Annotated in this window: 13 protein-coding genes and 1 tRNA gene; 8 read left to right on the forward strand and 6 right to left on the reverse strand. The window is 62.9% G+C overall.

The features are described from left to right. Window positions 1-108: 108 nt before the first annotated feature. Complete coding sequence (locus tag LVJ94_25715; GenBank protein ID WXB10612.1) at window positions 109-1,173, reverse strand: hypothetical protein; 1,065 nt, start codon at window positions 1,171-1,173, stop codon at window positions 109-111. Window positions 1,174-1,323: 150 nt separating this feature from the next. Between LVJ94_25715 and LVJ94_25720 the strand changes: the two genes are divergently transcribed. The 4 genes from LVJ94_25720 to LVJ94_25735 all read left to right on the forward strand — a co-directional run bounded on the left by LVJ94_25720 (window position 1,324) and on the right by LVJ94_25735 (window position 2,845). Continuing rightward, window positions 1,324-1,737 carry a VOC family protein gene (locus LVJ94_25720; protein WXB10613.1) on the forward strand — a complete coding sequence of 138 codons (414 nt, stop codon included), beginning with the start codon at window positions 1,324-1,326 and terminating at the stop codon, window positions 1,735-1,737. Beyond that, window positions 1,734-1,937 carry a hypothetical protein gene (locus LVJ94_25725; GenBank protein WXB10614.1) on the forward strand — a complete coding sequence of 68 codons (204 nt, stop codon included), beginning with the start codon at window positions 1,734-1,736 and terminating at the stop codon, window positions 1,935-1,937. The genes LVJ94_25720 and LVJ94_25725 overlap by 4 nt, the downstream gene beginning before the upstream one ends. A 41-nt stretch (window positions 1,938-1,978) precedes the next feature. Then, window positions 1,979-2,051: transfer RNA gene (locus LVJ94_25730), tRNA-Asn, on the forward strand. A 581-nt stretch (window positions 2,052-2,632) separates the two neighbouring features. Continuing rightward, window positions 2,633-2,845 (forward strand): hypothetical protein, encoded by a 213-nt coding sequence (locus tag LVJ94_25735; GenBank protein WXB10615.1) that lies wholly within the window; start codon window positions 2,633-2,635, stop codon window positions 2,843-2,845. A 537-nt stretch (window positions 2,846-3,382) separates the two neighbouring features. Here LVJ94_25735 and LVJ94_25740 read toward each other — a convergent pair. From LVJ94_25740 to LVJ94_25750, 3 genes are all read right to left on the reverse strand, one after another. Then, entirely contained in the window at window positions 3,383-3,841 is a 459-nt protein-coding gene (locus LVJ94_25740) for a hypothetical protein (protein ID WXB10616.1), read from the reverse strand. A gap of 301 nt (window positions 3,842-4,142) precedes the next feature. Next, complete coding sequence (locus LVJ94_25745; GenBank protein ID WXB10617.1) at window positions 4,143-4,550, reverse strand: VCBS repeat-containing protein; 408 nt, start codon at window positions 4,548-4,550, stop codon at window positions 4,143-4,145. 172 nt (window positions 4,551-4,722) lie between these two features. Next, window positions 4,723-5,463 (reverse strand): hypothetical protein, encoded by a 741-nt coding sequence (locus LVJ94_25750; GenBank protein ID WXB10618.1) that lies wholly within the window; start codon window positions 5,461-5,463, stop codon window positions 4,723-4,725. Window positions 5,464-5,752: 289 nt separating this feature from the next. On the opposite strand from LVJ94_25750, the gene LVJ94_25755 reads away from it, so the two are divergent. The 4 genes from LVJ94_25755 (at window position 5,753) to LVJ94_25770 (ending at window position 8,509) form a co-directional block, all read left to right on the forward strand. Next, window positions 5,753-6,799, forward strand: coding sequence for a hydrophobin family protein (locus LVJ94_25755; GenBank protein WXB10619.1), 1,047 nt, complete (start codon window positions 5,753-5,755; stop codon window positions 6,797-6,799). Between the two features lie 284 nt (window positions 6,800-7,083). Beyond that, on the forward strand, window positions 7,084-7,491 hold the full coding sequence (locus LVJ94_25760) for a DUF2809 domain-containing protein (GenBank protein WXB10620.1): 408 nt from the start codon (window positions 7,084-7,086) through the stop codon (window positions 7,489-7,491). Between the two features lie 160 nt (window positions 7,492-7,651). Next, a complete protein-coding gene (locus LVJ94_25765; protein ID WXB10621.1) occupies window positions 7,652-7,918 on the forward strand; it encodes a hypothetical protein in 267 nt (88 codons plus the stop codon). A gap of 144 nt (window positions 7,919-8,062) precedes the next feature. Then, on the forward strand, window positions 8,063-8,509 hold the full coding sequence (locus tag LVJ94_25770; protein WXB10622.1) for a DMP19 family protein: 447 nt from the start codon (window positions 8,063-8,065) through the stop codon (window positions 8,507-8,509). 1,295 nt (window positions 8,510-9,804) lie between these two features. On the opposite strand, the gene LVJ94_25775 is transcribed toward LVJ94_25770, so the two are convergent. Both LVJ94_25775 and LVJ94_25780 read right to left on the reverse strand, forming a co-directional pair. Then, window positions 9,805-11,235: a hypothetical protein gene (locus LVJ94_25775; protein WXB10623.1), complete on the reverse strand. Its 1,431-nt coding sequence runs from the start codon at window positions 11,233-11,235 to the stop codon at window positions 9,805-9,807. A gap of 87 nt (window positions 11,236-11,322) precedes the next feature. After that, entirely contained in the window at window positions 11,323-13,287 is a 1,965-nt protein-coding gene (locus LVJ94_25780; GenBank protein WXB10624.1) for a HEAT repeat domain-containing protein, read from the reverse strand. Window positions 13,288-13,309: the final 22 nt, after the last annotated feature.

Raw genomic sequence — 13,309 nt, forward strand, 5'->3', positions numbered from 1 at the left:
CCGCTGCTAGGAGCTTGTGAGCCTATACCATGAAAGACAATCCGCGCGCGATGTGCGGCGAACCATCGGGCGTGCTTTTGTTTTTTTGGATCGATGGAGGCGGGTGCCTTACCTGCCGGGCGCTTCGATGCATCCCGCAATGGCCGCGGCGCGGATGAAGGGCTGCAGTGGAGGCGGGAGACTTGCGGCGTCGAGGCCTAGGTCGATGGGGACCTCACCGCGTTCGTTCGCGGGACGATGATGGATGGTGGTGCTTCCGCGAAGGGTGCCAACGCGCATGGGCGACGTGGAATCGTCGGCGCGAACGTAGAACGGGACGTCGGCCGAGCATTGAACGGTGCTGCCGGCGGGAGGGTTCGTAGGAGCAACGAGGATGCCGCCCATCAGGTCTGCCGAGGGGGCCCACTTCGGAGAGAGCGTGGAAGCGTCCACCCAACCTTGAACCAGGACGTCGGCATCGGGAATGGCGATGCGAACCGCGCGGCCTTTACGCTCGAGCTCAGCGACTTGCTCGGGCGGTTCGTTGGAGGGCGACTCGAGCCAGGCGACAATCGGACCACGGGGCGCGAGGCGGAGGGGAATCTTCGTGCCGCGTTTGAGGTAACGGAAGTCGTACGACGAGGGCTCGACCTCGGGTTGAAAGGTGAGCTCGTTGCACGGGTACGTGATTGCGAGCGGTGCGGCCGGGGTAACGCAGCTCGGGAGGGTGACCTCCAGGGAGAGGGAGTCGTTGGCGACGGCCTTCGCGCGGGCACGCCACACGGTGAGCCATCCCTCGTGGGGCGCGCTCGAAGCGCTCGAAGCGCGGGGGCTGACGAGGAGGTCCTCGAGGTGGATTTCTCCGATGGCTGCGAAGTGCTCGGTGGAGACTTCCATCGTGGCGGCACCGCGGGTGGCACGCAGCTCGACGCGCCGTGCGCGTTGCACCGACGCGAATTCCTTGCCGGCGTACGAGAGCGGGAGGGGCTCGAGGAGCGTGACGTTTTCGGTGCGAATGACGCAGGTCGCGTTCTCGACGGTGCGGAGCGCGGGCTCTGGCTCTGGGGAGGAGGATGCCGACGCGGTGTTGGTCGGGCTCGGGCCCAAGGATGGCGCCGCGTGCGGCGAAGGCGACGGGGGCGCGGTCGCTCCGCATGCCGCGAGGACGAAGAGGAGCGGAACGATGGCTCGCATGGGCCGCGCATCATACGCGCAAGGCGGGGGGCGACTTCCCTCCCGCAGACGCCGAGGCGGTCTTCACCGCACTCGCCAACGAGTCCCGGCGCAACATCCTGGTCCTTCTCAGCCATCTTTGGGGCAGCAAAGAAAAAGGAGAGTGGAATCATGAGCACGACGACCGCCAACGGCGACATCCCCAAGATTTTCCGTGTGGCCCTCGAGGTCTCGAACATCGACGAAGCCGCCCGCTTCTACACCGAGCTCCTCGGCCAAGCCGGCAAGCGCCACCCCGGCTCGCGCCACTACTACGACTGCGGCGGCGTCATCCTGTCGTTGCTCGACGTCAGCGCCGGCGGCCTCCCGCCCACGCCCGGGGTGAAGTCCCTGTACCTCGCCGTGCGCAACCTCGACGCCATCCACGCCCGCGCCCAGGCCTTGGGAGCACTGGCGCCCTACAAAGTGCACGGCCAACCGGCCGCCGATCCGGTGCAGCGGCCGTGGGGCGAGCGCTCCTTCTACGTCGTCGACCCCTGGGGCAACGACCTGTGCTTCGTCGAAGAGGGCACGCTGTACACATGACAACGCCGCTCGCCATCGCGCAGGACGCAGTTGGCGGAGGTGCTCGCGACACCATCTCGTCGCGAGCGCAGGAACACGAGCTCAGCGAAGCACGACGCTGGCTCAAGGCAATTTGCAGGGCAAAACTGCTCTTCTCCCCTGCCCTGACAGCTGCGCTCGCGGAGCCGTTCCAAAAATTCGTCACGAACGCGTCGCGTTAGCTTGACGGGCGCGCCGTGGGTCTATATTGGTTCTCCTCAATTCCGGCTTAGCTCAGTTGGTAGAGCAGGCGGCTGTTAACCGCCGGGTCGTAGGTTCGAGTCCTACAGCCGGAGCTATCTGAAGCGCTGCGATAACTTGGGAGTGACCCGCTGGTTCAAAGGGCGGGTCCCCGCAACGCGGCGGAAATAAGGCTTCGAGAGAGCTTCGTTGACGACGACAAAGCTCTCGAGGGTGCACGCGGGTGGCGCGCGTGGGCGGCCGCAGGGGTGATTTCGGAGCTTCACTTCGTGCATCGGGTCGAAGCGAAACGAAGCTTGGTTAACGGAGCGTTAACCGCGGTTAACTCAAACCGCCACAACAAAGCTCGGAAACGAATCCGCGCACTTAGCTTCCCTGACCGCGTAGTCCGGGCGCCCGAATGCAGCGACTCGAGAACGCGGCCCGCGCGGGGCTTTGTCGGTGATCGGATGATCTGGGCGAGACCTTCTCGGAAGCCGCGGAGGGGCAGCCCATCACGGCCCCGCGCGCGAGTCCCTCGCGGGCGTGATGGACGCCGGCCCGGAAGCCGCTCGTCGTCACGGGAACGATCCGCCTTCCCAGCGCGATCTTGCCATGGGAGCGCGAGCTCATCTCTTCCGCCCTCACGGCGATGGCCAACGGAGAATGTCGTGGCCAGGGGTAGAGCGCGCGAGACATGGGTGCCTATCTGCGTGCCAGCGCGCCGGAGCGGGCCGAGCGCGAGCTGTCACTTCCCGCTCAGCGGCGCGCGGTTCAGGAGTACGCTGCCCCGGAACGAGCGCTCGATCAGCCGCGACCAATCGGGACGGTAAAGCTCGAATTCATACGCATGGTCACGCTCTGGTGGACGTACGCGGTACCCATTCGCGTGATGCGCTGGAGCCAGTAGCCATGTCGCGCTGCGCCGGTACCGTCGTACGGAAGGTACGGAAACTCGACACTGCGCCCATCGGGCGCGACATACTCAATGGTACCGGCGGCGCCGGTTGCCGGCGCTGGGCAGCCATCTGCGCCGCCATCGCGGCTTCCGCCGCCGTAATGGGAGCCGCCAGGCTCACGCCCGCAGCCGCCTCTCCGCTCGCGTGTGCTTGCGAGCCACGAACTTTGCACACGCACGCCGTCGCGCCACCGCCCGTGGGGCTCTGATCGCCAACGCAGACTGTGGGATGAAACGTCCCTGCGGGACGCTTGAGCGAGTGCCTTCAGGCTTACGCCACCATCTCCAAACTCCACCGAACGTAAGCTCTCATCGCGAGGCCATCATGCCAGCCTGGGTCAAAGATGTCGAACGGAGACTCATCACCATTCCTAAAGCTTCTTGCAACAATTCTTTCCGGTCATCGAAACGGCCTTCCGAACAACGTGTTGAAGACATTTGCGCCGTCACGCGCCAAGGACGCTGGCGACCGTCGATGCACGCTAAATACTATGCCAAACACTCGAGCACGAGAGCATCCAGTTCGATCGAACATTCCATAACTTCATCAGCACGCGCATCATTATGCTCTCGAAACGTTTGACTCATGTTCGCAGTGATGGACGCCAGTACGTAAAGCTCTTGCATAGTACTTTTGTCAATCGTCGTGACTCCGCGCCACTCCCTCGCAAGGCTGCGAAGCGCCTCACACACCTTCCCGTACTCCTCAAGGTCAACCACAAGTTCCATGCGCAGCCGAGTAATGAATTTATTCTGCAGAATTGCTTCCTTACCTGCGCCGGGATCTGCCTCCTCGAGTGAGACGCGGACCCGCCCCAACCCGTCCACAAGCGCCCAAACGTCACGATACGTTGCTTGGGTATCCGTGACGCCATCTTGAATTTGCGTATGAACAATTGAATACGGAAATGTCGACGAATCGCCCGGGAGAAAATATTCAATCTTCATTGCATCGACTGGAGACGTTGCACCGACCTGCGTAGGACTGGGCTTCCGCATCGATACGAGCCGACCGAATCCATCTTGCACTAGGCTCGTCAGCTCACCGTGGAGGTCAATCACGCTCACCGGCGCAGCGATCCCGCGATCGTATGAAGCGTACGCGGAAAGCGCAGTACTCCCACATCCGCCACTGACGGATCCAACGTAGACCGTTTCGGAAATTGGAAGCTGCGCAAAGTCCGTGTCAGGCTTCACCTGGTGGCATCGGCCATTTGGTGCTGTCTCACGTATAAGGTTACCAAAAACGTCATGACTCTGCGCCGAGAGAACGATAACGCCATCCGCGGATGCCGCGGGCGGAGAGGGGGATCATCGCCGTGGACGTCGAGTACTCGATGGCGGTCGTCTTCCCCATGCCGTTCGCGATGCGTGTTAGAAGCCAAGGACGCACTCCCCCGGTGAGGTCGATGTACCTATACTGATTAGCTTCGCCGTAAAAGACATCACGTGTTCCCGACCCGTTGATGTCAGCCGTTCTAATGTACTCTGACCATGACATCGGATTCGCGGTCAGGTTCACAAAATGCTCATTAGTAAATGCTTGACCACCTTCATTCAGCCATATGGACGTACCGCTCGCACCGACCTGCACCAAATCGTCGAGACCGTTGCCATCTACATCTTCTAGCCGTAAACGCGGGTCGGTGGCGTCCACGGAAAATTCCGGAGAATTGGCTCCATTGGAATCTCACGGCCAGAGGCGATCCCTCCCTCCGGGCAATTCAGGTCACCCGTCCCAAATTGGCCGTTTCCACGACTGGGCCAATATCTAATATAACCATGGTACAATCGTGCGATGTCCGGAAGACCGTCACCGTTCAAGTCACCTATTCGGATCGCCCGTCAGCAAACGATATTGGGTCGCCGTCGTCCGGCAAACACTTAGCCGCCGGTTCGTTCGAGATGGAGGAAGACGTTCCGCTCGTCCATGTCACACGGCCGTACTGGCTGTCGCCTCCCGGATATCGACCAAGTGAAAAGAACGTCCGCAAAGCAGTCCCGTCGGTGAGGACCACGTCGACTATGCCGTCACCGTTTGCGTCGAGCATTCGAAAGTTCTCGCTATTTGCGAAATCAATCCGAACGTCCTGACGGTCAGCCGTTGTGATACGCCGCCCTTGGAGAGTCCACGCGCCATTCACGCTCTTCGGCGTGTAGACCGAGTACTCCCGTTGCGCATTCGGCATATTCAGTAGGTCGATGATGCCGTCGCGTTGGTCGTGCGCCGCACTCTCCGGATGCCGCCGCGGATCCAGCACGAAGGCGAGCACCTGCTGCACGTCCCAGTACGCATCGAGCCGCGGGTTGGGGGCAGTCGGGTACCCGTAGCGGATGTACTCGCGCTGAAGCGCGTTGTCGGCGTCGGCGAGCGCGCGTTCGAAGACGGCACGCGCCGCCGAGTCGTTCTCTCGGACATCGGCCAAGCGCTTCCAGAGGTTGCGTCGGAACGCGCGTCGAGCTCCTTCGGCGCGGGCGGCGGGCTGGCTTTCGTGGTGGTGCTCGTGCTGATCTTTTTGGTTTGTCGGTTCATGGTGTCTCGCTCTTGGCGCGGGGCTGCGCGCCAGCACCGGCGGCGTCGTTTCCGCTCGGGGGGGCCAAAGAGCGAGCGCCGTGCCGATCCCCGCGCTCGAGAATTTCCGCGGGCCGCCTTCGGACATGGGTGTCCAGGTCAGATCGGGGCCTGTCCCGGACAGGCTCGCAGGAGCTGCGGCTTCGGTGTCGTGCACGGCTGGGCGCGTGGGTGTGTCCACTCACGAGTCGCTTTGGCTCGAGGAAGGTCGTTGCGCGTCGATGTCGGTACATCATCGCCGATTGGGCGCATTCGTTGCTCAGACCATGAATCGAGGGAGGGGCAACATGAAGCGTCTAAATACGAGATATGGTAGCGCCGTTCTATCGATGGCGGCATTCGCCGCGGGGGCCATCGCTTGCGGAGGCAGCGCGGCCGAAGAGGGTCAGGCGGCGCAAGATGTCACGCCCGGGGCGGCGATGCCGGGTGCGGACTTGGGAATGGCATCGCATTCGGAAGCGAACACCGCGACGGTGTTTGCGAGCCTCTGGCTCTTTGGGAAAGACACACTGACGATTGGGCCGATGACGGTGCACCGCGCGACGCACGGCGGCGGCGGGGGAGTGGATCACCCCTTCGTGGACGTCGACGTGAGACTGGGCGACTTGCGGGTGCTCCGCGTCGAGGGGGCCGAGAGCAATCCGAAGAATACGAAGAGCAGCACTAGCGTGACTGCGGATGGGCAGACCAACGCGGGTGATGTCACGATGCTCAATGGGCTCGTCGTCTTGCGGAATCTCGTCGCTGAATCGAAGTGCGAGGCTACGGCGACGGGGCGGCAGTGCAAGGGGACCATGTCGGTCAGCGAGTTGACGGTGGGCGGGAAAAAGATCCCTTTATTGGAGATCGCGCCAAATACGAAATTGCGCGTGAAGAGTCTACTCGCGATTCCGGGTCTCGATGTGAAATTGCCCGTGGACCTCGAGCTCGTGCTGAACGAGCAGTTGGCCTGGACCGACGCCGTGCCGTCCACGAATTCGCTCATCGTCAATGTGGCCCATTTGTCGGGGGCGGCCAGTATCGACGGTCTCGTGAGCTTGATGGTCGATGTTGTGGAGGGCGGGCCATCGGCCACTGTCGGCGAACCGGTCACGCAATGCAACAGCGGCTCGCTTCAATGCTGCAATTCAATCCAGTCTGCAAACAGCGATGCTGCTGGAGCGATGATACCGCCAAACGCCGGGGGGCTCACTGGGAGCTTAGGCCTCGATTGCAGCCCGATGAATGTCCTCGGCACTGGCAGTAGCGGGTGCAACGCGCAGCCCGCGTGCTGCAGCGGCGACACCTACGGCACGGTCACGCTCGCCTGCAATCCCGTTGCACTTGACCTCTGATTTCATTTTAACAACGCGCGGGGCGCTTCGTCACGAGCCTCGCGCGGTATGACGGGCGTCATCGCCGAAGTAAGCAGACGCGTGATTTGGCTACAGGCTGCGGACTAAAGGATTGAGGGTTAATCAGTCGGTAACCCGTTTTCTTCCGCTGTGACCGCGTCGTTGAGGGGTGGCGGCGGGCACGCTCCATGTGCGCTCCACCAGCGTACCCGCGGATGAATTTTGCGCCCCGCGTGCGAGAACGCTGTGCGCCTGCGGGGCGTTCTGATGGTGTGTCCCGGTCCATGGCCATGCACCCCGCCCATCCGTCCCGCCTCGTCGCCATCGCGGCGGCGTTCATCGTGCTCTTCGCTGGGCTCGCAGTCCGCGCATGGGCGGGAGGAGCCTTCGCCAAGTATGCCGGCGTCGCGCTCTACGGCTCGCTGGTCTACACGCTGGTGGTCACCATCGCACCGCGGCTCTCACCGTGGCGGGCCGCGGGCATTGCACTGGCCTTTTGCTGGGCCATCGAGCTCGGGCAACTTACCGGGATTCCGGCGTCGCTCGCGACGCGGAGCAAACTGGCTCGCCTCGTCCTAGGTACCACGTTCAACGTCCCCGACTTGTTCTGGTACGCCGCGGGCGTCGCGCCGGTGGCCGGCGCGGACAAGATGCTTCGCAGTCGCACGTCCGAAACGCAGGCGCCCCGGTGACATCCCCCAGTGCGTGCCAATACCGGCGGCGTGTGGCCGCTCGTGTTGCTCGGGAGGGCGAACGCCGTGCCACCCATCGACGCCGCTCGAGAGGGGCCGTCGACGGTCTTGAGCACCGTGCCCATTGACGCTGAGCCTCGACGCGACCACAAAGCGGCGCATGACCCATTGGATTTCTAAGCAGTCCACTTCGCCTGACGGCATGCTTGTCTTCCTCCCGGTCGGCGGCGAGGTCTTCGAGGACTTCGAGCAAGCAACGTCACGCGCGCTTGCTCTCAGCCGCAGACATCCAAGGCAAGTTTTCATCGTCAACGACGGCACGGGCGCACCAATTCTGAGCGCGCTCGATGGCGAAGACCGTCCAGCACCGGCGAGCACATCGACTGCGGTGGTGCATCGACTCGGGCAAGTCTACGGACCTTCTTGATCGCGAACGCCCTCGAGATGCCAGCAGCTCGTGCTGACGGAATGCTACCCTCCGGCCGCGATGGCGAAGCGCTCCCCATATCTCGTCAAGCGGCCGACCAAGCCGCTCAATGACGAGCATCTCATTCGAGCTGTCCTTGAAACCATGTGGCAGTCCGTGGAGATCCACGGCGACTACGACGACCTACGCGCGGGACTGATCCTCGCGACGCCGGGTCAGGTCGCGGTCTTCGCCGTGCGCTGGTGCGATCATGAGGTCTGTAACGGCGGCTTTCACCAGTTGTTCTACAACTCCACGGGGATCCTCTTTCCAGAAGCCGTTCAGGGCTTGCAGCAGATCGGGGCCACCGACTACGCGAGCTTCTTCTCGCAGGCGGCCTCGCTCCTGCCGTCCGCGGACGTACCGCGAGATCGGGACGAGCGCATTCGGCTGCTCGAACGCGTGCCGTACGAGCTCTGGAAGAAACAGATCAAGCCCGTCGAAGACGCGTACTACGCGTTGAGGCGGACCGGGACCACGGTCGAGCGCCACGCGGCTCGGTACGTGGAGGAGCACTCCGAAGACTTCTTCGACGTGGAGGTCCTCAACTGAGGGCGCGAGCGGGATCCCGCTCGCGGCGGCGCCCGGCCTTCTGCACGCTCGGCACCAGCAGGGCGTGCTCTAGACGCAGTCGCCTAAGTGTTCGCCGCACTCCCCGCAGGTTGACCATGCAACCAAGTGATCGCCGTACGAGCCCGACTCCTCACGGACGTCTCTCGAACCGCACTTCGTGCAGCGAGTTCCACCCTCGTCGACTCCAGATACGACAAAGGGGGGGTTATAAACGCGCTACAAACGGGGAGCTATCTGAAGCGCTGCGATAACTTGGGAGTGACCCGCTGGTTCAAAGGGCGGGTCCCCGCAACGCGGCGGAAATAAGGCTTCGAGAGAGCTTCGTTGCTGAAGACAAAGCTCTCGATGGTGCTCGCGGGGGTCGCGCATGGGCAGCCGCAGGGGTGATTTCGAAGCTTCACTTCGTGCATCGGGTCGAAGCGAAACGAAGCTTGGTTAACAGAGCGTTAACCGCGGTTAACTCAAACCTCCACAACAAAGCTCGGAAACGAATCCGCGCACTTAGCTCACCTGACCGCCTAGTCCGGCCGCCCGAATGTAGCGACTCGAGAACTCGGCGCGCGTGAAGCTTTGTCGGTGCTCTCTCGGTGATCGGATGATCTGGGCGAGCCCCTTCTCAAACACCGTGAAGGTACGTCATCGACGGCAACGTCCGAGCCCCTCGAGCGGTGCACGCCGCCCGGCTGCCGCCCGGCCCGGAGGGCTGCGGGGCGAAGCTCCGGAGACGGCGCATCTCAACCCGACGTCCCACAAAGGGGGGCCGTGACGAAACCGACGGCCCGCGCTCTCGAGGGACCTGGCGCCCCCTGCAGGCTGCCCATTTTCTCCGTCCAAGGATGTCGTTTGGACCTGGATTCCTCTGCGGACGGCCATAGCTTCGATGACGTGAACCACTCTCCGTGCGAGCGCCTCCGCGCCGAGATCGCCTAACTCTTCGCCGGGCAGGAAGCGCCTCTCTCGCCGGAAGGCCACGAGCGCCTCGACGCGTGCACCGATCCAAAGTCCTTGAGCGCTGGTACGAGCGCGCTCTCGCGGTGCCGGTAGAAGCCGAAGTCTTCCGGCCTTGGTCGGAGCGTCCGCGGGCACCGCTGTAGCCGGCAGCTATACTTTTCGAGGGCCGGGATGTTCTCGTTGACGGGTTCGGACTCACGTATGGTGAACATCGTGAGCTGATCGAGAATCTCGGCGCCATAGCAGCGTGCGCCTGTCGTCGAAAAAAGATCTCCATACGGATTGTGGACGGTACACTCGCGCGGAAGGCGTGAACACAAAGCTCAACGCCATATGCCGAGCATCGCTTTCTGATTTTGCTCCGGCGGCGGCGTGTGGGTGATCGGAGCGTCGAAGATCCCTCCAAAGAACACGCGATCTCGCCCGTCGAATGCCCGAATCTCGGTGTGACGCGGGCCGCGGAGCGTGAAGCGCGAAATTTCGTGTCCGGTCGCGTCGACGCCGTAGAAGAAGCCCTGTCCGGATTCGACCCAGCTATTCGTGTCGACCTGTACGAAGTCGTTCACACCTGCGAAGAGCACGCCTTCATTCGCATCGACCTTGCACTCGATGGTGTAGTCGTCACGCTTTATGTCGATCATGCGCGACTCCAGCGTCCCGCTGGAGAGATTTCCGCGCACCCAAGTCAAATCCCACTCCATCGTGTGGTTCGATTCCTGAAACTTGTTCATCACCCGCACGGACCCGCAGAGAGTGACGGCATCGTCTCGCAGGGCGATGCCGGCGACCATGGGCAAGCCAGGAGCGTCACCGTGATTGAATAGGCGCATCGTCGCAGTCTGCCCATCGGCGGAGACGCGTGTGACCATCGTTTGATAGAATGGGCCAGACCAGACGATGTCGTCGCGTGAAAAGTGTCGTCGGTACGCTTGGAAAACATCTCGATCGACCGACAAGGCGACACCGATCCGTCCCGCGCCGTCGACCGTCAGAGCCTCCCGACCTAGAAGCGGGGTCGTCGCAGTGGTGAGCGGCATGACTTGACGCGACCAGAGCACGCCGAGGTCCGACGCAAGAGCATATATCTTCGTGCCGTAGCCGAGCGTACTCAGGATCACCTCCTCACCGCGCGCTGCCAGCACGAGGTGGCGTCGTTGCAAAGCAACGAGCTCGACGTGCACGATGCCATCGTCCGACACCGTCGTCGGCTCCACCTTGCCAATCCCCGAAGTTCCATCCGGCTGGCGCTCGAACTCATACAAGAGCAGCTCGTGCTCGGCCGGCTGATCACGCAACGGGGCCTCCCGAATCAGGCGAAGGTCTGCGCCAAGACGGCGCAGCCACACCGACCTTTGTGCGCCTCCATCGTTGCGGACTTCGAGCACGGTGAACTCACGGCTTGGGTGCACGACGACGTCCACTAAGACGGTCTTCCGCGGGACCGCAGCGGACGCCAGCCGATGGCCGCGCGCATCGAACGTCTCGAGCACGCTCGAACTGTCGAGCGAGTCCGACCCGATGTAGGATCTGCGGATCGCCGCGACGTTCCCATCCGGCGTGACGACGACGCGTTCGACCTCCTCACGAAAGGCATCGCCAATACGCCGGAGCGCAACCCCCGGATGCCAATCGCCATCCGTAAACGTCGTGTCGTCGTCTCCGCCGTCCGGGGGTGGGCTCGATGGTTCGCTCGCCTGACTGCAAGCGCCAAGTAAGAGGCTGGTACATGTCACAACGCAGTGAAGGAATTTCATGGACGACTTACATTTACACAATTTCGTTTGACCGTTAATTTCGACGGTCGATGACAAGTCGACATCATCGTTCTTTCTCGAGCTAACCTAAATCTTGCCAGAGCGGAGCAAGGCCATTTGCGCCGCATTCCGCACACCAGCAGCGCGGTCGGTGCGACCCACGTCTTCGAGAACCTGCGCGAGACTCGGATCTTGTTCGAGCTCGTTTGCAAGGAGCAAGACGGCTGCCATGCGTACCTCTTGATCACCGTCGGCCTTGACGACGTGGGTCGCGAGCGCCAACGTCTCCGCGCCCACGGTGCGAACGGCAAGGCTTCGCAGGGCTTCTGCGCGAACACTCGCCGAGCTGTCCTGGCCGGCGGCGCCCGCCAGCATCGTCTCGGCTTCCATCGTCATGACGAAGCGCAAAGACGCGACGGCGGCGGCGCGAACGCGCGGATCCGGGTCGGAAAGGGCTTCCCGTGCGAGTGCGACATTGTCGGGAGCACCTGCATTTCCCAGGGCCAGCAAAGCGAGCGCACGATCCTCCGGGGTCGTCGCGTCGCGGAAGCTCTGTACATTGTCGTTGACGACACTCTGGGCTAGCGCTGGATCCTTCTCACGGAGCTCGCCCGCCAGCGATCCTAGCGCGAGCCGGGCCGTACCCCGAATCTCTTCGCCGCCACGCCCGTTTTGGACCTGTTGAAGGGAAGTGACCGTCTGCGGCGTGGGCGTTTTGACGGTCCCCAAGGTCGCCACCAGCGAGCGCTCTCGACTCGAATTGGGCTCCGACGCACGCGCGGCGTCCACGAGCGCCTTTTGAGCCTCCCTTGTACCGGAAGCAGCAAGCGAGCCCGTGAGCAGCAAGAACGAGGGGGCTTGCGCGTCCTTCATGCCCGCGAGGGCCCGCGCCGCTTCTTTGGCCCGCTCGGATTGCAGAATGAATAGCGCTTTGAGTTTCAGGAACGTCTTCGTGCGATCGCTTTCGGGGTCGTCGATGCGCTTCGACAGGGTCTCCCAAGTTTCGCTGCCGAGCTCCCTTTCCTGCATCCGCTGTTCGAGATGCGCATCGAGATCGTGGGCCGCGAGATCGGAGGTCGCTCCGCCGCGCGCTTCTCGTTCGTCGTATCCGCGAACCAACGAGGCCAATTCATCGACGGAGAGTTTTTCAGTGGAAGTACGCACCAGCGATAGTTGCGACTTCGTTCGGCCCACGCTGTGATCTCCGACGCGCAAATCGAGCGCGACGGCGACGTTCGCACTCTCCGCCCGTCCGCTCGTCTTCGCCACGCGGAGCGTCCCGCCACTATCCGAGCTCGCGTCGGCGTGCGGCTTGCGTGCGTGGTTGCGCAGTTGCCCCTCAGGGGCTCGGTTGTGGCGAGCTTTCGACAACGTTACCGTGTCCGCATCCACGTCCTTCACCTCGTAGTGCGCGTCATAGACGCCATTGGCATCCTCCTCCGCGATCGTCCAAGGAGGCATCGTGCTGCGGTCCTTCGGAAGCGTGAGCTGCGCCAGGGACAGCATGTCCCGCACGATGGCGCGGCCCGTCTCTTCCATCGTTTCGTCGAACCGTACGCCGAGGGTACGCCCGGTCGCGTCCTTCGTAATGTACGTCGTACCCATCACAAGAGATTCCACCGGTTTGCTGGAGCCGGGCTCCCCGCCCACGCGCGTTTCGAAGGTGCCGCGAGCCCCCTCGACGGTGATCGCCATCGTATAGCTCTCCGCGGTGGTACTCACGCACGCGGAAACTAGCCGACCGTCGGCACCGGCGCGAATATGCGTCGCGGACAGGTTGGGAGAATCCGACTTCGACAGACCGAGACTCGAATCGGTCAACTCTCCGTCGCTCGAGTATCTGAGCGTATATACGTCCTTCTCGCCCGGCGTGCAGCCGAGGGAGAGGTGGACATCACGGTCGAGCGTGCGATGGCGAAGAACGAGGGCCGAGGCCCCGGCCGCAGCAAGCGCCGCGACCAGGACCATCCCCACTGCGACCGATTTGCGCGTCAAGACCCGCTGCTGGGGTTTCTCCACGGCTTTCCTTTGCTTGTCTCGTACGGCTTTCACGATCGCTCCTCTATTCGCTTGG

Source organism: Sorangiineae bacterium MSr11367 (genome assembly GCA_037157805.1).
GTDB lineage: Bacteria > Myxococcota_A > Polyangia > Polyangiales > Polyangiaceae > Pendulispora > Pendulispora rubella.

Excerpts from the sequence above, each read along its gene's own strand:
- LVJ94_25770 (WXB10622.1), top strand. The coding sequence starts at position 8,063 with ATGTGGCAGTCCGTGGAGATCCACGGCGACTACGACGACCTACGCGCG.
- LVJ94_25765 (WXB10621.1), top strand. The coding sequence starts at position 7,652 with ATGACCCATTGGATTTCTAAGCAGTCCACTTCGCCTGACGGCATGCTT.
- LVJ94_25760 (WXB10620.1), top strand. The coding sequence starts at position 7,084 with ATGGCCATGCACCCCGCCCATCCGTCCCGCCTCGTCGCCATCGCGGCG.
- LVJ94_25725 (WXB10614.1), top strand. The coding sequence starts at position 1,734 with ATGACAACGCCGCTCGCCATCGCGCAGGACGCAGTTGGCGGAGGTGCT.
- LVJ94_25715 (WXB10612.1), bottom strand. The coding sequence starts at position 1,173 with ATGCGAGCCATCGTTCCGCTCCTCTTCGTCCTCGCGGCATGCGGAGCG.
- LVJ94_25735 (WXB10615.1), top strand. The coding sequence starts at position 2,633 with ATGGGTGCCTATCTGCGTGCCAGCGCGCCGGAGCGGGCCGAGCGCGAG.
- LVJ94_25775 (WXB10623.1), bottom strand. The coding sequence starts at position 11,235 with ATGAAATTCCTTCACTGCGTTGTGACATGTACCAGCCTCTTACTTGGC.
- LVJ94_25740 (WXB10616.1), bottom strand. The coding sequence starts at position 3,841 with ATGAAGATTGAATATTTTCTCCCGGGCGATTCGTCGACATTTCCGTAT.
- LVJ94_25755 (WXB10619.1), top strand. The coding sequence starts at position 5,753 with ATGAAGCGTCTAAATACGAGATATGGTAGCGCCGTTCTATCGATGGCG.
- LVJ94_25720 (WXB10613.1), top strand. The coding sequence starts at position 1,324 with ATGAGCACGACGACCGCCAACGGCGACATCCCCAAGATTTTCCGTGTG.